The organism is Azospirillum sp. Sh1 (assembly GCF_008365135.1).
In the GTDB taxonomy this organism is placed as follows: Bacteria; Pseudomonadota; Alphaproteobacteria; order Azospirillales; family Azospirillaceae; genus Azospirillum; species Azospirillum oryzae.
The window spans coordinates 1-21,878 of the sequence record NZ_VTTK01000049.1 but is presented as its reverse complement, the minus strand read 5'-3'; the positions used below and the strand labels follow the sequence as shown (position 1 = coordinate 21,878).

At 67.2% G+C, this 21,878-nt stretch carries 20 protein-coding genes; 3 read left to right on the top strand and 17 right to left on the bottom strand.

Features of this window, described 5'->3' with window-relative positions; all coding sequences use genetic code 11:
* Positions 1-18: 18 nt before the first annotated feature.
* The 7 genes from FZ029_RS29850 to FZ029_RS29820 form a co-directional block, all read right to left on the bottom strand.
* Positions 19-1,356, bottom strand: a complete 1,338-nt coding sequence (locus tag FZ029_RS29850) for a PAS domain-containing sensor histidine kinase (RefSeq protein ID WP_247892564.1) — start codon at positions 1,354-1,356, stop codon at positions 19-21.
* Entirely contained in the window at positions 1,353-2,489 is a 1,137-nt protein-coding gene (locus tag FZ029_RS29845; protein ID WP_149273501.1) for a DUF2336 domain-containing protein, read from the bottom strand. Before FZ029_RS29845 ends, FZ029_RS29850 begins: the two co-directional genes overlap by 4 nt.
* A gap of 185 nt (positions 2,490-2,674) precedes the next feature.
* Positions 2,675-3,439: a hypothetical protein gene (locus FZ029_RS29840; protein WP_149273499.1), complete on the bottom strand. Its 765-nt coding sequence runs from the start codon at positions 3,437-3,439 to the stop codon at positions 2,675-2,677.
* 127 nt (positions 3,440-3,566) lie between these two features.
* Positions 3,567-4,169, bottom strand: coding sequence for an ABC-type transport auxiliary lipoprotein family protein (locus FZ029_RS29835; RefSeq protein WP_247892567.1), 603 nt, complete (start codon positions 4,167-4,169; stop codon positions 3,567-3,569).
* A 50-nt stretch (positions 4,170-4,219) separates the two neighbouring features.
* The gene (locus FZ029_RS29830) at positions 4,220-5,179 is read right to left on the bottom strand and encodes an MlaD family protein (protein WP_149273497.1); all 960 of its coding nucleotides are present in this window, start codon (positions 5,177-5,179) and stop codon (positions 4,220-4,222) included.
* A gap of 9 nt (positions 5,180-5,188) precedes the next feature.
* A complete protein-coding gene (locus FZ029_RS29825) occupies positions 5,189-5,986 on the bottom strand; it encodes an ABC transporter ATP-binding protein (RefSeq protein ID WP_149200572.1) in 798 nt (265 codons plus the stop codon).
* Complete coding sequence (locus FZ029_RS29820; protein ID WP_247892563.1) at positions 5,986-7,149, bottom strand: MlaE family lipid ABC transporter permease subunit; 1,164 nt, start codon at positions 7,147-7,149, stop codon at positions 5,986-5,988. The genes FZ029_RS29825 and FZ029_RS29820 overlap by 1 nt, the downstream gene beginning before the upstream one ends.
* 217 nt (positions 7,150-7,366) lie before the next feature.
* Between FZ029_RS29820 and FZ029_RS29815 the strand changes: the two genes are divergently transcribed.
* Positions 7,367-7,882 carry an adenine phosphoribosyltransferase gene (locus FZ029_RS29815; protein WP_149273495.1) on the top strand — a complete coding sequence of 172 codons (516 nt, stop codon included), beginning with the start codon at positions 7,367-7,369 and terminating at the stop codon, positions 7,880-7,882.
* Between the two features lie 2 nt (positions 7,883-7,884).
* Here FZ029_RS29815 and FZ029_RS29810 read toward each other — a convergent pair whose 3' ends face one another.
* From FZ029_RS29810 to FZ029_RS29800, 3 genes are all read right to left on the bottom strand, one after another.
* Positions 7,885-8,331, bottom strand: coding sequence for a DoxX family protein (locus FZ029_RS29810; RefSeq protein ID WP_149273493.1), 447 nt, complete (start codon positions 8,329-8,331; stop codon positions 7,885-7,887).
* A gap of 73 nt (positions 8,332-8,404) precedes the next feature.
* Positions 8,405-9,349, bottom strand: a complete 945-nt coding sequence (locus FZ029_RS29805; protein WP_247892562.1) for a DMT family transporter — start codon at positions 9,347-9,349, stop codon at positions 8,405-8,407.
* 110 nt (positions 9,350-9,459) lie between these two features.
* Positions 9,460-10,314 (bottom strand): 2-keto-4-pentenoate hydratase, encoded by an 855-nt coding sequence (locus FZ029_RS29800; protein ID WP_149273490.1) that lies wholly within the window; start codon positions 10,312-10,314, stop codon positions 9,460-9,462.
* Between the two features lie 161 nt (positions 10,315-10,475).
* Here FZ029_RS29800 and FZ029_RS29795 point away from each other — a divergent pair, with 161 nt between their 5' ends.
* Positions 10,476-11,780 carry an acetylornithine deacetylase/succinyl-diaminopimelate desuccinylase family protein gene (locus tag FZ029_RS29795; RefSeq protein ID WP_149273488.1) on the top strand — a complete coding sequence of 435 codons (1,305 nt, stop codon included), beginning with the start codon at positions 10,476-10,478 and terminating at the stop codon, positions 11,778-11,780.
* A 53-nt stretch (positions 11,781-11,833) separates the two neighbouring features.
* Here the strand turns inward: FZ029_RS29795 and FZ029_RS29790 are convergent, their stop codons facing one another.
* The 3 genes from FZ029_RS29790 to FZ029_RS29780 all read right to left on the bottom strand — a co-directional run bounded on the left by FZ029_RS29790 (position 11,834) and on the right by FZ029_RS29780 (position 14,497).
* Complete coding sequence (locus FZ029_RS29790; RefSeq protein ID WP_149273486.1) at positions 11,834-12,538, bottom strand: hypothetical protein; 705 nt, start codon at positions 12,536-12,538, stop codon at positions 11,834-11,836.
* 397 nt (positions 12,539-12,935) lie between these two features.
* On the bottom strand, positions 12,936-13,847 hold the full coding sequence (locus FZ029_RS29785) for a toll/interleukin-1 receptor domain-containing protein (protein ID WP_149273485.1): 912 nt from the start codon (positions 13,845-13,847) through the stop codon (positions 12,936-12,938).
* A 281-nt stretch (positions 13,848-14,128) separates the two neighbouring features.
* On the bottom strand, positions 14,129-14,497 hold the full coding sequence (locus tag FZ029_RS29780; protein ID WP_149273483.1) for a DUF427 domain-containing protein: 369 nt from the start codon (positions 14,495-14,497) through the stop codon (positions 14,129-14,131).
* Between the two features lie 136 nt (positions 14,498-14,633).
* Between FZ029_RS29780 and FZ029_RS29775 the strand changes: the two genes are divergently transcribed.
* Positions 14,634-15,266, top strand: coding sequence for an exonuclease domain-containing protein (locus FZ029_RS29775; protein WP_149273481.1), 633 nt, complete (start codon positions 14,634-14,636; stop codon positions 15,264-15,266).
* A gap of 11 nt (positions 15,267-15,277) precedes the next feature.
* Here FZ029_RS29775 and FZ029_RS29770 read toward each other — a convergent pair whose 3' ends face one another.
* From FZ029_RS29770 to prs, 4 genes are all read right to left on the bottom strand, one after another.
* Positions 15,278-18,142: an EAL domain-containing protein gene (locus FZ029_RS29770; RefSeq protein ID WP_149273480.1), complete on the bottom strand. Its 2,865-nt coding sequence runs from the start codon at positions 18,140-18,142 to the stop codon at positions 15,278-15,280.
* Positions 18,142-18,648, bottom strand: coding sequence for a hypothetical protein (locus FZ029_RS29765; RefSeq protein ID WP_149200584.1), 507 nt, complete (start codon positions 18,646-18,648; stop codon positions 18,142-18,144). Before FZ029_RS29765 ends, FZ029_RS29770 begins: the two co-directional genes overlap by 1 nt.
* Positions 18,649-18,784: 136 nt before the next feature.
* Positions 18,785-20,536, bottom strand: coding sequence for a methyl-accepting chemotaxis protein (locus tag FZ029_RS29760; protein ID WP_247892561.1), 1,752 nt, complete (start codon positions 20,534-20,536; stop codon positions 18,785-18,787).
* 151 nt (positions 20,537-20,687) lie between these two features.
* Positions 20,688-21,599, bottom strand: a complete 912-nt coding sequence (prs, locus tag FZ029_RS29755) for a ribose-phosphate diphosphokinase (RefSeq protein ID WP_149273476.1) — start codon at positions 21,597-21,599, stop codon at positions 20,688-20,690.
* Positions 21,600-21,878 lie beyond the last annotated feature (279 nt).

Genomic DNA, 21,878 nt, shown 5'->3' with positions numbered 1-21,878 from the left:
GACCATGTCGTTCCCTGATTATTCGCCGTCGTAGGGCGGCGCCACCGGAAGCCGTACGCTGACCGTCGTGCCTTCCCCCTCGCGGCTGCGGATGTCCAGCGTGCCGTTCAGCAGATCGACGAAGGACCGCACCAGCGGCAGGCCCAGCCCAGTGCCGCCCGAGCGGCGGGACAGTTGGCTGTCGACCTGACCGAAGGGCTGCAGGGCGATGGCGATCCCGTCCGCATTCATGCCGATCCCGCTGTCGGCCACCTCGATCAGGATTCGGTCGCATTCCGGGCGGACCCGCAGGGCGACGCTGCCGCCGGTCGGGGTGAACTTCACCGCGTTGGTCAACAGGTTCAGCAGGATTTGCTTCACCCGCACCGGGTCGCCCAGCAGGCGGGGGGTTTCGGGGGCGATGTCCTGGGTCAGGGTCAGCCCGCCTTCCTCCGCCCGTTCGGCGATCAGCAGAAGCGAGCTTTCCACGGCGTCGCGCACGTCCATCGGCTGCGGATGCATTTCCAACTTGCCGGCCTCGATCTTGGCAACATCCAGGATGTCGCTGATGACCGCCAGCAGATGCTGGCTCGACTTGCCGATCACCTTGGCGTAGTCGAGGTATTTGGGATGGCCGAGCGGCCCGACGATCTCGCTCTCCATCATCGAGGAAAAGCCGATGATGGCGTTCAGCGGCGTGCGCAGCTCGTGACTCATGTTGGCGAGGAACTCGCTCTTGGCGCGGTTGGCGAGTTCGGCCTGTTCCTTTGCCTGAATCAGCGCCTGTTCGGCGCGGCGGCGTTCCTGGACCTCCTGCATCAAAGCGCGGGTACGCTCGGCCACCCGCATCTCCAGCTCGTCGCGGGCCTGACGCAGAGCCAGTTCCGCCCGCTTGCGGCGTGTGATGTCCTGGCCGACGCAGAGGATGCCCGCCGGCGCGCCGTCGGCCTCCGGCAGCCGGTTCAGGTTCCACAGAAGCACACGCTCGCTCATGCAGTCCTGCTCGCGCAGGGCCTGCTCGAAATTGCGGACCTCCATTCCCTCGGCGGCGACCTTGAGCTGGGCGGCGAAGGCGCCGGTCGGCTGCTCCCCCATCATCTCGGTCCAGGGGCGGCCGATGGCGGTGCCGGGCTCCAGCCCAAAGGCGCGTTCGGCATCACGATTGGCCTCCAGCACACGGCCATCGTCTCCCAGCACCAGGATGATGCTGGCCGCCGTGCGCAGCAGGGAGCGGAAGCGCGCCTCCCCTGCCCGCGCCTCGCTCTGGCGCAATGCGGCTTCCAACTCGGCGATGCGCCGTTCCAGCCGGCGGATGGTATCGGCCGGGTCGCCTCCCGGCGACGGGGCCGGGTCGGCGAAGAAGATCGGATCGGTCACGCCGCGGCGTTTTCCGGCTGCATCATGTCGCCCAGCTTCGCCAGCAGGAACTCCAGATCCTCCGGCGCCAGATCCTCGTACTGGGTCAGGATGCGCTCGATGACGCGGCGGCGGTGGCGCTCGCGGTCGCCGGGTTCGCCGTCATAGGGGGTCTCCTTCAGCACGTCGATGGCGATGCGGCAGGCCGGCAGCAGGGCCGGCGGCAGCTTCGCCTTGTCATACAGCGACTTCAGCCCCAGCCGTCCGGCATCATGGATCAGCAGCCGGGCGTTGGTCAGCGGCACGTTCGCCATGCGCGACATCGCCATCTCGAAGAAGGCGATGTCGCCGGTGCACAGCGAGCGGACCAGCAGCGACGGCGTCAGGCGGCCGGTACGGGCAAGCTGGGTGACCAGCCGGTCCAGCGCCCCTTCGTCGCTCTCCCCGGTGAACAGGGCGACGGTCGCCCGTTCACGGCTTTGCAGGATCAGCTCCGACGCGACCTTCGACGGCAGTTCGTGGTGCGAGACCAGATGCTGGCGCAGCCGTTCCGACACGACGGCGACCAGACGCTCGGCGATGGTGATCGGCAGCTTGGACCGGTGGACCAGCGGATCCTGCACCGCCTCGCTGGCGCCGAAGCGGTCGATGACGCGACCCAGGGTCTGCTCGCCAAGCTCCGCCCCCTCGTTGGCGACCAGTGCCGCGACCGCGTGTTCGGAACCGCTTTCGATCAGCGCGTCGGCGACGACGGCCGGTACGGTCGGGCGTTGGGCGATGGCGGTGCTCTTTGCGTCCGCACCCGTCCGCACGATCTCGACCAGATCGGCCGGTGTCAGCACGGTGGAGACGCTCAGCACCGGGATCGCCACCGCCTCCACATCGCGGGCCAGGGTCAGGGCGACGTCGCGCGGCAGGGATGGGCTCGATTTCAGATTCTCGGCCAGGGTCTGACGGACGCGCAGGACCGTGTCCGTGACCATCACGCGGATGATGTCCTCCGCCAGCATGCGCTCCGACTGCGACAGCTCCGGGCTGTCGAACTGCTGAGCCAGCTTGGCGGCCAGATCGGTCCGGCTGTTCGGCGACGGGTCGGCCAGAAGCCGCGCCACGTCCTGCTGGGTCAGATGACCCGACTTGAAACCGTCACTCATGGGTCCCGGACCCTTCCTGCCCTGGTCCGTCTCCATATGGGTCGCGAACCGCAAAACCCGCGCGAGTGTGGGCGGAGACTTGTCCACAAGGGTTAAGGATCTTCCGAAACGGTTGAACCTTCCTTAACGCCCTGCGGTCATAAGCCCATGGCCTTTGGCCATAAGTCCATGGGAGGAGGAGCCGCTCACGGCATTCCGACGAAGCTGGGCGGCTCCGGCAGGATGGACCGGCGTCGCCGCGCCCCGCGCAGATGCAGCGCCACCTCGGCGATCTGCTGCTCCACAGCGATGTGGCGCTGCGAGGCGACCTCCAGCCCGCGGTCCTCGTAGACGTAGGCGTCGGGATGGCTCTCCGCCCAGCGCTGGATGGCGGCATCGCGGTCGCGCAGCAATTCGACGATGGTCGGGCGGAACAGCCGCATCATCGCGGTGATCCAGCGGTTGGCCGGCCAGGACGGCCGGGCATGGTCGACCTCGAAGGAGTCGAGCATGGCGATCACGTCGTCGGCCTTGTACCAGGTCTCCCCGGTCACCCAGCGGTTGGTGGTGAACAGCCGCACCGGCTGGCCAGCCACGTCCATCGCGATGCCGATCAGGTGGGACAACGCGTCATTGTCGTTGTCCGGGGCCGAGAAATCGGCCAACGGCGCCGGCCGCAACCCCGGCGGCATGCCGTGCGGGCGCAGGAAGGTGTGGAAATGCCCATGCTCGCCGTTGGGCCGTTCACCTTCCGGATGGCAGTGATAGTAATACTGGGCATGGAACTCGGCGTCGTAAACATCGCCGGGCGGATAGTGCTTCCACTCGTACAGCGTGCCGTGACCGCGCAGAAGCTCACCCACCACCGTGTCGCCGGTCTTGGCCAGGACGCGCTGGCACAGGCGAACCTCGCGTCCCGCCTCGGCCATCGCCTCCAACTCTTCGCGGGACACTTCCGACAAATCCGTCATCGCCCGATCCTGCGCTGCGCGAACACCCCTATTACGTACGCGGCTATGCGGGCGTGGCAAGGTCTTTTCGATCATCGAACCTGCGGTTGCGGCGCAGCCTGCGCTCAGGCACTCCACGGCCGCCCGATCAACTGCCGGAAGGGTGGAAACGCTGCGACAGCGACCAGGTCACCAATTCCCCGGTGACCCGGCCCAGCGCCTCGTCGAATGCGGCGATCACGTCGGTGAAGGAGCGTCCGCGCACCGGTGCCGACGCCTCGAAAGTCTCGCCGGCCTCGATCGTCCGGCGCGGCATGGCGACCAGCTTGGCCGACAGGCGCACATGCACCCGGTCGGGCATGGCGGCACCCGGCGTGGCGTATTCGGCCTGGAAATCGCGCAGTTCCGACTTCAGCACATAGTCGGAACGCAAGCCCACCGTGTCGCGCCCGACCGAGACAATGCGTCCGCTGTCTTCGAAGGTCTGGACGATCAGCCCCTGCACCATGTTCGGCGCCCGGTCGGCCCAGGATACGTCGGCGAAATAATCGAGCGAGGTCGGCGTGCGGGCCAGGGCGATACGCGGCGTGTCGATCCCCGCCGCAGCCGACGGCGTCTCCACCAGCAATTGCCAGTCCGCCTTGGGGCCGGGGGCGACGGTGGCCCGCGGGGTCAGGGTGTAGAGATGCGGCGCCGTCGGGTTCAGCGTCGAACAGGCGGCAAGCCCCAGCAGCAGGACCGCCCCCAGCATCCTGCGCACGACAGTCCCTGCCGATCCGCCTCGCTCCATCCTCGCAAGCCTCATTTCCCACGCACCTCCACGCCCTGCCGCGTCCCGCCGAAAAGGAAGTTCGACGGGTCGTTCTCGATCCGCGTGACCACCCGGGACAGCTGGCCCGACAGATCGCGCAGCTGGGTGATCAGCAGCGTCAGTTCATACAGTCCCGTGGCGGTAAAGTCGCGCACCGGCTCGCGATTTTCGGCGACGAGGCCGTTCAGCGTGTCGGAGGTGCGTTTCAGCGACCGCAGCAGCTCGCGCGCCTCGCCACCCAGCTGCTTGGCGGTGCCGTCCACCGTCGCCAGCGTATCGTGCGTCTGGGCCAGCGTGCGGTCAAGCTGTGGCCCGACCGCCTCGAACCCGTTCAGCGTCCGCCGCGCCTGGGCCATGGTTTCCTCCAGACCGGCACTGGCGCGGGCAAGCTCGACGCTGATGGTACGGGCATTGGCAAGGATGTCGCCGATCGCCTTCTGGTTCTCGCCGTTCAGCATCTCGCCAAGCTTGGTGATGACCTCCAGCGAGCGGTTGACCAGCTGCGGCGCGCTGTCCACCACCGCGGTCAGCGAACTGGGCCGCGACGGAATGGTCAGCACCCCGTCGGCATCGGTGGCGGTCAGCCGCTTGCCCCCCATCGCCCCGCCGGAGATCTGGACATAGGCGCCGCCGGTGATCCCCTGCACCTCCAGCGAGGCGATGGAATCGGACATGATCGGCGTGCCGTTCTGCACCTCGATCGTCACCCTCACCCGCGTCACGTTGTCGGGGTCGAGCCGGATGTCCGACACGGTGCCCACTGGCACGCCGCGGTAGCGCACCGGGCTTCCCTGCTGCAACCCGGTGACGGAGCCGGTGAAATAGATGCGGTAGGTCTCGCGCGTCTCGTCCAGCTGGACCTTGGCGATCCAGGCGGTGAAGACCAGCAGGCCGGCGACCAGCGCCAGCACGAAGCTGCCGACCAGGATATAGCTGGCGCGGGTTTCCATGACGTGCCCCTACCCTTTCGCAAGCTGGCGAGCGTCATTGCGCTCTTTCGCGTCGAGGGCCGCGCGGCCGCGCGGTCCGTGGAAATAATCGTGGATCCACGGGTGCGGATCGGCCAGATGCTGGGCCAGGGTTCCCACCCGGATCTTCTTGTCGACCAGCACGGCGATGCGGTCGCAGATCGAGGTCAGGCTGTCCAGATCGTGGGTGACCATGAAGACGGTCAGCCCCAGGCTGCGTTGCAAGCTCTGGATCAGCGTGTCGAAGGCGGCGGCGCCGATGGGATCGAGGCCGGCGGTCGGTTCGTCCAGGAACAGGATGTCGGGGTCGAGCGCCAGCGCGCGGGCCAGACCGGCGCGCTTGATCATCCCGCCGGACAACTGCGCCGGATGCTTGGTGCCGGCATCGGGTGGCAAGCCGGCCATGGCGATCTTCACCCGGGCCACCTCCGCGATCAGCGCCGGGGGCAGGTCGGTGTGCTCCTTCAGAGGCAGCATCACATTCTCCGCCACCGTCATGGAGCTGAACAGGGCGCCGTTCTGGAACAGCACGCCGGTGCGGGCCTGGAGAGCCGTGCGCTCCGCCCGGTCCAGTTCGGCGGTGTCGTGGCCCAGCAGCTCGATCCGCCCGGCGGCGGGCTCGATCAGCCCGAGGATCTCCTTCAGCAGCACCGATTTTCCGGTGCCGGAGCCACCGACGACGCCCAGCACCTCCCCCCGCTCGACGTCGAGGTCGAGTCCGTCATGGACGGTCTGCGGGCCGAAGCGGGTGACCAGTCCACGCACGCGGATGACGGGAGCGCCGGCCATCACACCCCCAGCATGGAAAAGAGGACGGAGAAGACCGCGTCGATGACGATCACCAGGAAGATGCCCTCCACCACCGCCTTGGTGGTCATGATGCCGACGCTTTCGGCGCTGCCGGAGACCTTCAGCCCCTCGTAACAGCCGACCATGGCGATCACCAGGGCGAAGACCGGCGCCTTGATCAGGCCGGCGATCACCGTGTTGATGCCGACCGCGCTGTGAAGCTGGCGGATGAACTGCCCGAAGGTGATGTCCAGCGTGGCATAGGCCATCACCGCCCCGCCGAACAGCCCCATCACATCGGCGTAGAAGGCCAGCAGCGGCAGGGTGATCATCAGCGCCAGCGCCCGCGGCACCACCAGCAGCTCCACCGGATCGAGACCCATGGTGCCGATGGCGTCGACCTCCTGGTTCACCTTCATGGTGCCGATCTGCGCGGTGAAGGCGGAGCCGGAGCGGCCGGCGACGATGATCGCCGTCATCAGGATGCCGATCTCGCGCAGGACGGAGATTCCCAGCAGGTTGACGACATACAGCTCCGCGCCGAAGCGCTTCAGCTGGTCCGCCCCCTGGAAGGCCAGCACCACGCCGATCAGGAAAGACAGCAGCCCAAGGATCGGCAGGGCGTTCAGACCGGTCTGCTCGATGTGGAACAGAACGGACGTCAGGCGCAGGCGCGACGGGCGCAGGATCAGCCGGGCGAAGGTGACGGTGACGAGACCGAGGAAACCGACGAGGTCGAGGATTTCCTTGACGGCGTTCACCGTCGTCTCGCCGGTGCGGACGATCATGTCGAGGATCGGGTGATGCTCGCGCTCTATCGGATGCGGCGGCGCCTTGCCGGCGTCGCGCACGGCATCGAACAGGGCGGCATGCTCCGGCCGCAGACCGACGATCGCCACCGCATGTCCGTTGGCCCCCAGCCGCTCGGCCATCCGGTTCAGCAGATAGGCGCCGACGGTGTCGAGCGCCTCCACCCGCGCCATGTCGAGACGCACCGCGGCACCCTCCTGCGGTTTCGGAGCGCGGTCGAGCGCATCGGACGCTGCGGTGGCAGCATCCAGGGTCCAGCGCCCGGCGGCGCCGATCCGCCACCCGCCGTCCTCCGGTCCGGCATCGATCCGGATCTCGTCCGCCGCCCCATCCGTCGCCAAAGTCCCAGCCACAGGTTCCGCCGCACGCCTCCGCACATCCACCGGTACGTGGCCGGTGCGCCTGGAACGTGGCTGAGCATCGCCGGATGGTCAACCCCATGCGGTAAAATGGCGGCACTGCCAAAGCGTCCATTCCCGCCTTTGCGCCGGAGTTGGCAGCCGCTAGAGTGCCCGGCGGCGGACCGGGCCGTTCATGCCGGCACCTGATTTATTACGGACACGACTTCCGATGAACCTGAAAGACCATATCCGCGGCATCCCGGATTTCCCAAAGCCCGGCATCCTGTTCTACGACGTCTCGCCGCTGCTGGCGAACGGCGGCGCCTGGAAAGCCGCCATCGACGAGCTGGCCGAGGCGGTGCGCCCGCACAAGCCGGATCTGCTGGTCGGAATCGAATCGCGCGGCTTCCTGGTCGCCGCCCCACTGGCGCTGGCGCTGGGCATCGGCTTCATCATGGTGCGCAAGCACGGCAAGCTGCCGGGCGACAAGATCGCCCATTCCTATGACCTGGAATACGGCACTGACACCATCGAGGTTCAGGCCGACGCGGTGAAGCCCGGCCAGCGGGTGGTGGTGCTGGACGATCTGCTGGCGACCGGCGGCACCATGGCCGCCGCCATCAACCTGCTGCGTCAGGTCGGCGCCGACGTCCGCGCCGCCGCCTTCCTTGTTGAATTGACCTTCCTGAATGGCCGCGACCGCATCGACGTGCCCAGCATCTCGCTGACGGCGTATGACGCGTGAGGTCAGCGCCGGGCGCGCCAGCCATCGACGCTGAACCGCCCGGCCCCCGACGCCACCAGTGACAGGAAGCCGCCGATGATGGCGAGGTTCTTCATGAACTGGATCTGCTGCATCTTCATGGCGTCGGGTGCCGCGTCCCAATAGCGGTGGGCGATCAGGGTCGCGGCGACGGTGAAGACCGCGACCGCCAGCGCCGCCAGCCGGGTCCAGGCGCCCAGCACGATGGCAAGCCCGCCGAGCGCCTCGACCAGCGCGCCAACGGGGGCGACGATCGTGGCCATCGGCACGCCCTGGCTCTCCATCCCGGCGATGAAGCCGCCGAGCGCCATCAGCTTGCCGAAGCCGCTCTGCACGAAGATGGCGCCCAGCAGGATGCGGGCGGCCAGCAGCAGGGCATCCTGCCAGGATGTGGCGGCGCCGGTCTCGTAGGCGGTGGCATGGTTCGTCATCGCTTGTCCCTTTCCCAATGGCTTTGGAAAAGGACGGCGGCGGGGCGGCGGTTATTCCATGAAAAATGCGGGATCAGGCGGTCCTCCACAGGCTGATGATCATGACGCCGGCGACGGTCAGGGCGGCGCCGGCCAACTGTAGCCAGCCCATCGGCTCGGCCAGCACCAGATAGCCGAAGACGGCGGCGGCGACCGGGCCGATGGCGCCGCTCAGCGCCACCAGATTGGGACCGACCCGCCGCAGCGCCTCCGCCGTCATCAGCACCGGCAGCACGGTGCAGACCACCGCCATCACCACCGACAGACCGAAGACCGCCGGCGGCAGGTCGAGCGCCGACAGGGGGCGCAGCACCAGGAACTGCAGGATGCAGCAGAGGCAGGCCGCCGTCATCGCATAGGCGGTGAAGCGCATGGAGCCGATCCGCTGCACCACCCGGCTGCTGCCGACCAGATAGATCGAATAGAGGAAGGCGCCCATGAAGACCAGCCCCGCCCCGGTCATGAAGTCGGGATGGCCGGTCCCGACCTCCGACCACACCACCAGGGCGACGCCGGCGTAGGAAACCACCAGCGCCACCACCTCGCGCAGGCCGATCCGCTTGCCGAGGAACAGGGCGGACAGGACCACGACGATGGTCGGGTAGAGGAACAGCAGCAACCGCCCCATCCCGGCCGAGACATAGCGCAAGCCCAGGAAATCGCAGAAGCTGGCGGCGTAATAGCCGGTGATCCCGAGCGCCACGGTCAGGGCAAGGTCGCGCCCGGCGATCGGCGCGCGCTCTCCCTTCTTCACCCCCGACCACAGCGCCATGCCCAGGAAGAAGGGCAGCGCGAAGACCATGCGGAGCATGATCAGGGTGACCGGATCGACGTTGTAGCGGTAGGCCAGCTTGATGATGACCGGCCGCAGCGAAAAGGCGATCACCCCGGCGACGGCAAGGCCCAGCCCGACCAGGATCTGGACCGGCGGCAGGAACCGCGTCGCGGCGGCTTCGGAGGACAGGCTGGACTGGGACAAGGCAGCGGTTCCGGCGGCTGGAGAGGGACCGCCATTCAAGCATCCCCGCCGCCGTTTGGCTTCAACCAAGGCGGCGGCCGGCCATGACCGCCGCCATACCCTGGATTGCGTCAGGCGGTTGCGCCGGCCGCAACGGCGGTGCCCGACATCGGCGCCAGCCCGGTGAAGGTCACCCGCGCCTGCTGGCCGATGGCGATGGAGTGGACGCCGGTCAGGGCCCCGGTGGAGACCCATTGCCCGGCCTTCAGCGGCCGGCCCAGCCGCGCCGCCATGCCCAGCGCGACCGCGACCGCGGCGGCGATGCCGCCCGGCAGCTTGGCGGCGCTGCCGACGCCGACGCTCTGCCCGTCGATCAGCACCTCTGCCCTGAGCGCGTCGGCGCCTTCCACGCCGCCCCCTTCTGTATTTCCGACAATCTCCTCGCCGACGATCAGGCCGGTGTTGTTGCCGAAGACCGAGGTGGAGGCGGTGGGGCCGAGCGTGTTGACGGGCGCCAGCGGCCCGCCCGCAACCTCGATGGCGGCATGGACGGCGGCGATGAAGGCGGCGGCCTCCGCCGGGCTGTAGTCCAGCTTGTCGGCGGGGGCGTCGGCGGCGATGCGCACCGCGAATTCCGCCTCCACGGCGCCGAAGCCGCCGGGAATGACCGGGAAGCTCAGCGGCCCGCCGTCGGCGGCCGATACCGTGCGGGCGAAGATCGGGCCGATGTAGCGCATGGTGCCCAGCGTCTCCTCCAGCGCCGGGGGCACCCGCGCCACCTTCCAGCCGGCGACCTCGTCGGGCCAGGCGGCGGTCGCCGTCGCCTGGATGGCGTAGGCGGTGGCGAGGTCGGCCGGCAGCGGGCCGGGGAAGTCGGCAAGGCCGGCCGCGCTGCGGCGGGCGGCGACGAAGCGGGTCGCGGCCTCGGCGATCACCGGGTCGGCCAGGGTCGGGGCGCTCAGCCCGATGGGGTGCGTGACGGTCATGGGAAGCTTCTCCGCTGAGGGGCGCCGCGACTGTAGCGGTCCAGGCCGATGCGGGAAAGTGCGCCGCACAACAACGGCCCCCAGGGCGGCTCCCGAAAGGCGGGGTGGACGAACCATCCGCTTGCGGAGACACTGGACCGGTCCTTGCCGCGGGAGAGGCCATGCGTTCCGACACCGACGCCGCAACGAAGCTGTTGTTCCGCCGTATAGAGTCGCGGCGCGACGATCTGGTCGCGCTGACCCAGGAACTGATCCGCATCCCCACCGTCAACCCGCCCGGCGACGTCTATACCGACTGCGCCGAGCTGATCGGCCGGCGGCTGGCGGCGCGCGGATTCGCGGTGGAGTATGTGCGGGCGGAGGGGGCGGCCGGCGACAGCGACCGCTATCCGCGCACCAACGTCATCGCCCGCATCGAGGCGCCGCGTCCGGGACCCTGCGTCCATTTCAACGGCCACATCGACGTGGTGCCGGCCGGCCAGGGCTGGACCATCGATCCCTTCGGCGGGGTGGTGAAGGACGGCCGGGTCTATGGCCGCGGCGCCTGCGACATGAAGGGCGGCATCGCCGCGTCGATCATCGCCGTGGAATCGCTGCTGGAGGAAGGGCTGCTGACGGCGGGCGCCCTGGAGATCTCCGGCACGGTGGACGAGGAATCCGGCGGTTACGGCGGCGTCGGGCATCTTGCGAAGCTCGGCTATTTCTCCCGGCCCCGCGTCGATCACGTCATCATTCCGGAGCCGCTGAACGTCGACCGCGTCTGCATCGGCCATCGCGGCGTCTGGTGGGCGGAGATCGAGACCCAGGGCCGCGTCGCCCACGGCTCCATGCCCTTCCTCGGCAACTGCGCGGTGCGCCACATGGGCGCCGTGCTGCACCGGATCGAGACCGAGCTGATCCCCCGCCTCGCCGCCAAGCGCACGGAAATGCCGGTGGTGCCGGAGGGCGCGCGCCAATCCACCATCAACATCAACGCCATCCATGGCGGCCAGCGCGAGGACCATGGCGGCCTGCCCAGCCCGATGGTGCCCGACCGCTGCCGCATGGTGATCGACCGCCGCTACCTGATCGAGGAGGACCCCGAGGCGGTGCGCGGCGAGATCGTCGCCATCCTGGAGGATCTGCGTCGAACCCGCCCCGGCTTCGCGTATGAGCTGCGCGAGGTGCTGGCCTTCCTGCCGACGATGACCGACGCCGACGCGCCGGTGGTGCGTGCGGTGGCCGCCGCCATCGAAACGGTGCTGGGCCGCCCGGCGCAGCATGTGGTTTCCCCCGGCACCTATGACCAGAAGCATGTGGTGCGCGTCGGCCAGTTGAAGGACTGCATCGCCTACGGCCCCGGCATCCTCGACCTCGCCCACCAGCCCGACGAATGGGTCGGCATCGACGACATGGTAAAGGCGGCCCAGGTGATGGCGCTGGCGACGCTGGACCTGATGGGGGGACAGGACGGGTTGCGCTTCTGACCGCGGGAGCGGCGGATGGAACGGCGTGGAACAGGTTTTGGCAGATGTTCCATCTACCGGCGCCGGGAGAAGGAACCGGCGGCGCGGCGGCTCACCGGGCCGGGGTTGAGGTTGGGGTAGTGCTCGTACTCGTTGGCGGTCCAGGGGAAGACACCCTTCGGGCCTTCGGATTCGGGTCGAGCAACAATGGCGGCGATGATCTCGGGATCGGGCGGCATGCGTTCGCGCAGGGCACCGGGGATGTCGTCGTCCAGCTCGGGGACGGTGACGGCGGGGGGATCTGCCGGTTTCGGGGCAGGTTTGGGAGCAGGTTCGGCGGCGGGTTCGGGAGCACGCTTGCCGGCCGGGGCGTCCAGGCCGGCGAAGAGGCCGAGCCGTTCGGCCAGCCAGTGCACCGTCGCCGGATCGCCGGAGGTCACCAGCCGCTCGATCTGCTCGGCGACCAGGACGCGAAGAGAGGACAGGCGCAGTTCGGCCTCGCGGTTCAGCGCCTGCCGCTCCCACCACACCCTGTGACGGAAGTCCTGTGATCCGTAATAGGCGCGCCAGAGCGTGGTGCGGCTGCAGCCCATAGCGCGCGAGACCTGCAGGAAGCTGTTGCCGCGCGCCAGCATGCCGGCGGCCATGATCCATTGCTCGTCATGGAACTGCGATCCGGGAACCAGCGAGCCTTCGGCCGGCACCGGCGGCTCTTCGGCCCAGCAGGGGTAACGGTCGCCAAGAGCTTCGGCGGCGAGGGTGCGGGGATCGACGGGCATGGCAGAACTCCACAAGCGAGGGGGCTTGTGGGGGAGGATACAGGAAGATTTTCCTTTTATGGTGGGGTTTTGCGAAAGTGCGGAGGGTGGCCGATTGGGAGAAATCGGCGGTTTGAAATTGGCCCGGTGTCTAGCTTACGGTGCTGAAGTGATAATGTCCGCAAAGCGCCAGGAGCGGACAACGTTAACTTCTGGAGTCTCCACCGATCCATCAGTAACTTAGTTTTGGTGGACAGTATCCAGAGGATGCCAAGAAACGGCAATTGAGGAACAAGAGGTGATGATAGGGCGTTGACATGTGCCCATGATGGAGTCGGGAGAGGCTCTACAGGTTCAAGAATCCAAGTCATGCAAGTCTCTGTTTTTAAAAATCTCTCAAATGCCATCCATTTCTAAGTTATTCATTGGAATCCTTGGATGATTTGGGAGGTAATGTCTTGCCACATAGAGGTAAAAGCTTGCCGATAATTTCAGAGATTGAAAGTAAAGACGTATTTAGCGCAACTTTATCGGCAAGTGATGGACTAAATCTGGCAACTTCATCTTTCGACACTTCGTGCCAGATGGGCAGAATCCGTGACTGCCCTTGAATCTCAAGAGCAACCAGACCATCAAGCTCCCGTTGTGGCCATGCCTTTGCAAAGAAGTTTTTGGACAGAATTACAATACCAAACCGGGAGCGCGCTAAACCTTGATCGATCCGCCGGCGTAGACTGTCACCCCATGTTATCGAGATTTCGTCATAGAACGGCGTGATGCCGGCGGCCGTTAGCTTTTCAGCAAACGGCCGAACAAAGCTGTCTTTATCCTCTGAGGCATGACTGATAAAAACGTCGTACTCAGGTAAGATGTCATCTTCCATTTTTGTTGCAGGCATTGAAATTGTAATGGGCGCAGCAAAAGCAGATTGCTGTTGATCGCGCAGTTGCTGTTCAAGTTGCTTAAGTTGGCGAGCACGCATATCGTCTGCCTTTTTCTGGTCGGCAGCTGCTTTTTTTCGATCTGAGTCTTCTGCCTTTTCGAGTGATGTCTGTGCGCGATTCAAATCTGCAAGCTTAGATGCGATCGACTTGGCTATATCGGCTCTCTTTTGCTGCACCGATGCTATATCGTTGGATGCACGGCTCGCTTCGTTCATTTTCGAACTAATCGTCGAAGCACTCTTGCTCGATTGAGCGGCGGTCGATGCTCGCACCATCTTAGCCGTGAGGTCGGCCTCTTTTTTTGCTTCCTGCGCATCCTTGACTCGCAAATCAGCAATGTCTTTCTGAATGCGAGCAACTCTATTTCGTTCCGTTGAAACCGACATATAGCTCTCCGCCGATATACCCTTATGGGTTGGATATGTAAATATACAGATAACATTTAGCGCCTTGACAGGCGTGCACGCTTTCAAAGGGAAGCGTCAAAGCATGATACAGCAATCTAGGAGCGTAAAGCAAAAATTGAGCCCCGTTAGCTCAGTCTGTAAAATGGAGGTTTGACGGCAAAGTTGCTACCTAAGTTGAACGTCCGCTTTGGGTCAGAAGCAGACGCAGTTGGCATAGCGAACAGGACCACACCGCACGTGGAGTCCTCCGCCGGCTGCCGCTATGGGGCCGCGTGCTCTTCGATGCAATCGACGCGTTCCGGATAAAACGCCAATTGGTCGCGGATGGCTGCCACGGCGGGATAGGGAGTCTCGTAGGTCCAGACAGCGTTGACCGCGACGCGGTCACCCACGCGCAGGCTGTAGTAAGCGGCATCCCCCTTGTAAGGGCAATGCGTCGAGTGCGCCGTGCGCTCGAAGGCCGTCATGTCGGCATCCGCGCGGGGAATATAGTGGACCATGGGCAAATTCGCCTCGGTCAGCGTCAGGGCGCGTGCCGTTTCGGCGACGACCCGGCCGGCGAAGACGACACGGATCCGATTCGGGTTGGGGACGATGGTGATGGGATGCTCGGGGCCGGGAATTTTCATAGCGATACTCCTTGCTCGCCGGCGGTCGCGCCGGTCATGGCGCTTGCGCCATGCTACTCTGGGCGGTGTGACGGAGCGTTGTCCTCGTTTCACATCCGTGCCACAGGTGGCTCCACCGAAGAAAGATTGGATCTCAATGAGCATGCAGCCATGGGAAGGGCGTGACCGGCTGGTCGCAATCGACATCGAGACGACCGGACGGCGCCTGCCGAGCCTCCAGGACATCCGTAAGGCGCCCAAGGGCCTGCGTCAGCCCGGCATCATCATCGAGATCGGGTGTCTCGAACTCATCCGCGAGGGCGATGGCTGGAGGAAAGCGCGCAGTTGGGAGTCGCGGGTCAACCCCGACGCCCCCCTCCATCCCGACGCCATCAAGGTGCACGGCATCAAGCCCGCCGACCTGAAGACGGCGCCCCGCTTTCCCGAAGTCGCCGACGCGCTTCTCGCCTTTCTGGGCGAGGATCTTCTGGTGGCCCATGCCTATGAGAACGAGATGGACTTCCTAAACTACGAGTTCGCGCGCTGCGGACGCGCCGCATGGGGTGCCGACACCTTCCCGGCCGACCGGTTCATCTGTACCAAGGAGATGTCGCACGAGGCCTTCCCCGGCGCTTCCGGCTCGCTCGATGCGCTGTGCGACCGGCTGTGGCTCGACCGGAGCGATCGCTTCGCCCACCATGGCGCGCTGCTCGACGCTGACCTGACGGCTGACGCCTTCGTCAAGATGGCGTTGGGAGATACCGGCCCGCGCGACGCCGTGTATGAGTGAGGCACGGCGCCCTATTCCGCCGACACGGGCTGCACGGGGGGCTGCACGGGGGGCTGCACCGCCGTCATCTTCTCCAGCAGCCGCTCCACCTCCTCGACCGGGATGGGGCGGCTGAACAGGAAGCCCTGGTAGCTTTCGCAGGCGAGGTCGCGCAGCAGTTGCAGCTGTTCCTGCGTCTCCACCCCCTCGGCGATCACCGACAGGCCCAGGCTGCGGCCCAGGCCGACGATGGCGCGGGGGACGGAGGAGTCGCTGGCGCCGGTCGACAGGTCGTGGATGAAGGACCGGTCGATCTTCAGCTTGTCGATCGGCAGACGGTGCAGATAGCTGAGGCTGGAATAGCCGGTGCCGAAATCGTCCAGCGCGATCAGGACTCCACGCTGCTTCAAGGCCGCCAGGGTCGCCGCCGCCGATTCGACGTCGTCGATCAGCGTGCTTTCCGTCACCTCGATCTCCAGCTCCGGGCCGCTCAGGCCGTTGGCGTCCAGCGCGCGGGCGACCTTGGCCGGCAGCTGGCCGTCGCGGAACTGGGCGCCGGACACGTTGACCGCCACCGGAATCGACAGGTCGAAGCGGGTGCGCCAGCGCCGGATCTGGGCGCAGGCCTCGAACAGCACCCAGTCGCCCATCGCCAGGACCAGACCGGTCTCCTCCGCCACCGGCAGGAAACGGCCGGGCAGGATCATCCCCTCGTCGGGGTGGCGCCAGCGGATCAGCGCCTCCAGGCCGACGATGCGGCCGGTCAGGGTATCGACCTGCGGCTGGTAGACCAGGAACAACTGGCCGTCGCGGATGGCCTGGCGCAGGCTGCCTTCCAGATCCATGCGCTCGCGCGATTTGGCGCCCATCTCCTTGGTGACGAAGCGGAAGCCGTTCCGGCCCTGCTCCTTGGCATGGTACATGGCGATGTCGGCGCAGCGGATCAGCCCTTCGGGATCCTCGGCGTCGTCGGGATACAGGCTGATGCCGATGCTGGGCGTCACCACGAAATTCTGGCCGCCGACGGCGAAGGGGCTGGCCAGATGCGCCACCACCTTTTCCGCCACGCAGGCCGCATCGTTCGGCTCCATCACCCGGCGGACGACGATCAGGAACTCGTCGCCGCCCAGCCGGCCGACGGTGTCGGATTCCCGCAGACCCGATTGCAGCCGGCGCGCCACCGACCGCAGAACCTCGTCGCCGAAGCTGTGGCCCAGGCTGTCGTTGATGACCTTGAAGCGGTCGAGATCGATGAACAGCACCGCCACCTTGGTGCCGTCGCGCCGCCCCTCGCGCAGGGCCTGGGCGATGCGGTCGTACAGCAGAACCCGGTTGGGCAGGCCGGTCAGCGCGTCGAAATGCGCCAGATACTGGATGTGCTGCTCGGCCCGGCGCTTCTCGCCGATGTCCTCGGCGAAGGCCAGGACGAATTTCTGCGCGCCGTCGGCGACGACCGGCTGGAAATGCAGGCTGAAATGGCTGCGCCGGCCGCCCAGCAGCAGGGGCTGGTCGGATTCGAGCTTGCCGCTCTCCCCCTGCAGCGCCGCCTCCAGCGCGAAGACCGACGCCTGATCGCCGAAGCGCAACCGCAGGTCGGTGCCGAGCAGCTCCTGCCGGGGCAGGCCGGCGGCGGCGGCGAAGGCCGGGTTGCAGTCCAGCACCAGCCCGTCGGTGCCGACCAGCGCGATCCCCAGCGGCGCCTGGGTGAACAGCTGCTGCCGTTCAGCCTCCTGCAGGCGGAGCGAGGCCGTCATCTCCCCGGCCAACACCACCGCGCGGGAATGGGTCACCAGCGCCATGCGCAGGACCAGCGCCAGCGCGAGGCTGAGCGCCAGCCCCCCGGCCAGCAGCGCGCCGGGCACCCAGTGCTGCGCGGTGAACAGGCCGTCGGGCAGGCTGTCGTAACGGACGGTCCACACCCGCCCGCCGACCGGCAGTTCCCGTATCAGGCTGATGGCGACCGTGGAGTCCAGCGGGCGGCGGCTGCGGTACAGCGGAAACTCGGCATCCGCCGGCGGCACGTCGAAGATCTCGATGCCGGTGTCCCGGCGGTTCGCGTCGATCAGCCCGTCCACCAGCGGGCCGATCCTGACCGGGGTCAGCACCACGCCGGTGAAGGACGCACGCCGCGCCTCCAGCGACGGCGGCAGCGGATCGCCGCGGTAGGTCGCCTGATAGAGGATGAAGGCGGGGCCGGCCCCGGCCGCCTCGTCGATCTTCAGCGTGATGGCGCGGGTGGCGGCGGGCTCGCCGGTGTCGCGCGCCCGTTCGATGGTGGAGCGCCGGATCGCCTCCGACATCATGTCGAAGCCGATGGCCCGCACGTTCCCTTCGTTGACCGGGGCGGTGAAGATGTTGACCACCCGCTCCGCCCCCGCCGTCTCGGGCCAGATGCGGAAGTCCGACAGGCCGGCCGCCCGCATCGACGCCACCAGATCGCCGGCCCGGCCGGCCGCGACCGCGCGGGCATAGGCGATGGAGATGATGCCGGGATAGCGCTGAGGCATGTCCAGCGCCTCGACGAAGCGGCTCCACTGCGTCCAATGCAGGTCGGGGAAGGTCATCGCCAGCGAGGCGGCGCTACGCGCCACCTGTTCGTACACCCGCAGGCGGTCGGCGAGCTGGCCGTGGATTTCCTCGACCCTCGCGGCGAAGCGGTGCTCCTCCTCCCGGTGCAGCAGGCGGCCGGAATGGAGCATCGCCATCACGGACAGGCCGGCACCGGCAATCAACGCCAGAATGGGGACGGCCACCGGCAAGTTCAGATTGCGAAGGAAGCGACGAAAGGAGGGTTCCGAACCGGCGGCAGGCGGGCTTTCCGCAGTGGGATCCGGCTTGGGATCCAGCTTGGGATCCGGCTTGGGATCGGCCTTGGACGCGGCTGCCGGCTCCGGCATCAGAACTCCTCTAGGATCTTCGGACTGGTCAGCAGCAACTGTTCGATCATCCCCAGGATCTGCTCGATCTTGGTGCGGGTGGCGTCGAGTTCGTCGGCCATCCTGTCGTCGATGCCGGCTTCCATCAGCATGGTGTCGAAGGTGTGCAGCGTTTCGTTGAAAGCCTTCTGCTCCGCCACCAGCACGTCGAACGCCCCGAGCGAGGCGGTCAGGGCCAGCGGCGGGTCGCTGACGAAGGAATGGCTGATGTCGGTGAAGATGGCGATGGCGCTCAGCTTCTGCCGGGTCACCCATTGCGGGAAGTTCGGCGGCAGCTCCTTCCCGGCGACCTCCAGCCTTTCCTGGATCGAGAAGATCAGCCCCTGGATGTCCAGATAGGCCGCCCGGATCTCGCGGAATCGCGGAAAGGTCTTCGGTTTTCCGGCGGCGCGCTGGCGGCCCAGGGCGGCGATATCCTCGGTCAGCTTGCGGGACATCCGAAGCACGACGTCCGTCACCTTCGACATCACACGCCTCCGCTCAACGGACCGCCCCCGCGCATCGCCATCACCGCTTCGCCAACACCGGACCGCCTCCCGTGGCGGCTGCCCTGCCAGACTACACCAGTTCCTTCACCTATCGTTAGTGTTACCGGCGGCCGGGTCAGAAGCCCACCGCCGCAGCCGGTGTCGCACCGCCCGCCAGCCCGGCCTTGTCGAGTTCGTCGAGCAAGGCGATCACCTCCTGGGAGGCGCGCTCCACCTCCGCCACCCCGGCCAGCGCGCGGTCCATGTCGCCGTCGGCGAAGGCGCGGGCGGCGGCCTTGCCGTGGTCGTGGACCCGGCGGTGCGGGGCCTCCAGCCGGACGAAGGCCGAATGGGCGCGGTAGGCCATCGACGACGGGCCGTAATACCACTTGCCCAGCCGGCAGGCCTCGTGGCTCGCCAGTTCGTCCGGGCGCAGGGTCTCCAGCCCGACCAGCATGTCTGCCAGCCGCTTCTTCCAGATGACGTGGTCGACCTTGGCGATCTTGACGATCTTGCCGGGGACGTCCTGTTCCATCAGCTGTTTCAGCTGGTTGCCCAGCAGGGTTTCCACCCCGCGCGTGGCCTGCACGCTGCGCAAAATGGCGGCGCTGTTCGACGCGCTGCTCTCGGCGATGCGGGAGGTGCCGGAGGCCACCTGGTTGGCGGCGGCCGACTGCTGGGTCAGGATGCTGGCGATGTCGGACATGCGCTGTTCGGTGCGGCCGATATGGTCGCCGATGTCGCTCATCCGGTCGCTGACCGCGCGGATCGCCGCCTGCCCGGCGGCGACGGCACGGGTGCCGTCCTCCATCGAGGCGACGATGGCGCCCATTTCCGCCTTCAGGGAGTCGATGCGCAGGCGGATGTCCTCGGTCGCGCGGGCGGTCTGGTTGGACAGGCTCTTCACCTCGCTCGCCACCACGGCAAAGCCCTTGCCGGCCTCCCCGGCGCGGGCCGCCTCGATGGTGGCGTTCAGCGCCAGGAGGTTGGTCTGCTTGGCGATCGCCTCGATGGTGGAGACGATCTCCGCGATGCGTTCGGAGGCGACCGACAGCTCGCCGACCCGCATTGCCGCGCCTTCCACCGCGCCGGCGATCTGTTCCATGCGGACGACCGCCTCCTGCACGGTGCGGCCGCCGTCGGCGGTCACCGTCTGCGCCTGTCCGGCCAGGGCGGCGACATCGCGGCTGCGCGCCCAGATCTCCTGGATGCCGGTCACCGTCTCCTCGGTCGCGGCGGCGATGCCCTGGGATTCGTGATCGACCGCGCGCAGCTGCCCGACCATCTGGGCGTTGGCGACCGCCGCGTCGTTGATCGCCATCGCCACCTCGATGGTCCGGTCCATCAGCGACGACGCGAAGTCGCCCAGCGCGCGGCCGCAGCCCTGTCCGCCCGCACCCGCCGCCGGCAGGCCATAACCCGCAAGCGTCCGGTCCATGTCGAAGGAAACGGCGCGGGCCACCGCCGCCACCGCGCGCCGCGCCATGGCCGGGCGCCAGCGCAGCGCCCCCTGGACCAGTGCCAGCAGGTCGCTGAGCACCACGCCATAGGCGCCGATGTACCAGGAAGACTCCAGCCCGATGCGGCTGTGCGCCTCCCCGGCGGCGCGGCAGCGCGCCTCATGCTCGGGCGAGCCCGCATCCTGGAACATCAGGCGCCAGTGATCGGCCTGTCGGCGCTTCAGCCCGGACAGATCGCCGTAGGCCTGAAGCAGGGCGCGGGTTTCCGGCCAGCGCGACAGGTGGGCATAGAAGCGCTCCGACAGGTCCGGCAGGCTGCGGTCGATCAGCCGCCCCATGCTGGCCAGAAGCCCGCGCTCCTCCGCCTCGAGCCCGAAGAAGCCCGCATCGGCCCCCATCCGCCCGTCCGTCCGCCCATCGCCCGCCATGTCGCTCACCCAATACAGATGATGCGGCGCACAATCGGTGTGACGCCGCATTGGATTGACGACAGTTATATAAAAATTGTCATAAAAGGCAACCCGCCCTCGGCATAGAATCCGCCGAAGGACGGGCATAATGGTCGCACCCGCTATTCTTTCATTCGTTTACGAAAGACTTGATGGCGTCTGCGATCAGTCCGCCGAGGGACAGGGCGTTGGAGGGATGCGGCACGCCGTCGCAGGACAGCGGGCGGCCCAGACCTTCCGCGGCGAAGCGTTCGGCGACGATGTCGCTGAACAGGGCGTGGACGCCGTAGACCTGCACCCGCTCCGCCCCCAGCACCCGCGCCGCGCGGGCGCAGGAGAAGATCGTCTCGCCGGAACTGATGACGTCGTCGACGATCACCACCGGCCGGCCATGGATCGGCGCATCGGGGGGAAGCGCCACCGTCACGTCGCGGTCGCCGCGCCGCTCCTTGCGGCCGACGATGCCGGTGAGGCCGAGCGGCCCGGCCACCGCCTCCACCAGCGGGGCGGATTCCTCGTCGGGTCCGACGATGACGGTGCCGGGACCCACGCCGGCGGCCCGCAGATGCGCGGCGATGGGTGCGGCGCCGCTCAGCGCGATGGAGGGGCGGCCGACGAACACCTCGTCCAGCGTGTGGGTGCGGTGCAGGTGCGGCTCGACGCAGACGAAACGGTCGAAGCAGCGACCAAGCCACTCGCCGACCACCGTCTGGCTGACCGGCTCGCCCGGCCGGAAGACGGCGTCCTGGCGCATGTAGGCCATGTAGGGCGCCACCAGACAGAGGTCGGTCGCCCCCTGGCGCCGCAGGACCGAAGCGGCGAGGGTTAACTCCACCAGCTTGTCGTTCGGCCGGTCGAGCGAGCGGTAGACGATGGCGCGCTCCACCGGCTCCGGCAGGCGGACAAGGCTTTCGCCGTCGGGGAAGCGGTGCAGTTCGGCAATGTGGCAGGGGATGTCCAGCACATGGGCCAGACGGCGCGCGGCATCGGCCGATTCCGGAAAGCCGTAGACGGCCGTGTAAGTGCCCGTATCGCGGGCCATGCCCCATCTCCCTCACCACCTTGGACGGCGGCAAGCTTGGCGCAGGCGGCATGGGCGGGTCAATCATGGCGAAAGGCGGCATGGCAATAGGCGGACAGGCCGAAACCCGGGGCTGTTGCGATGGCACCCTCTCACGGGACGGGCTACGGGATGCACACATCTCAGCGTCACGTAAGACGTTGGAACAAAGCAATTTTGTCGACCGTCATCCCCGCGAAGGCGCACTGCTGTCCGGGATTTTTGAATGGATTGCAGCTGCACGGCAGACACAGCCAGTGT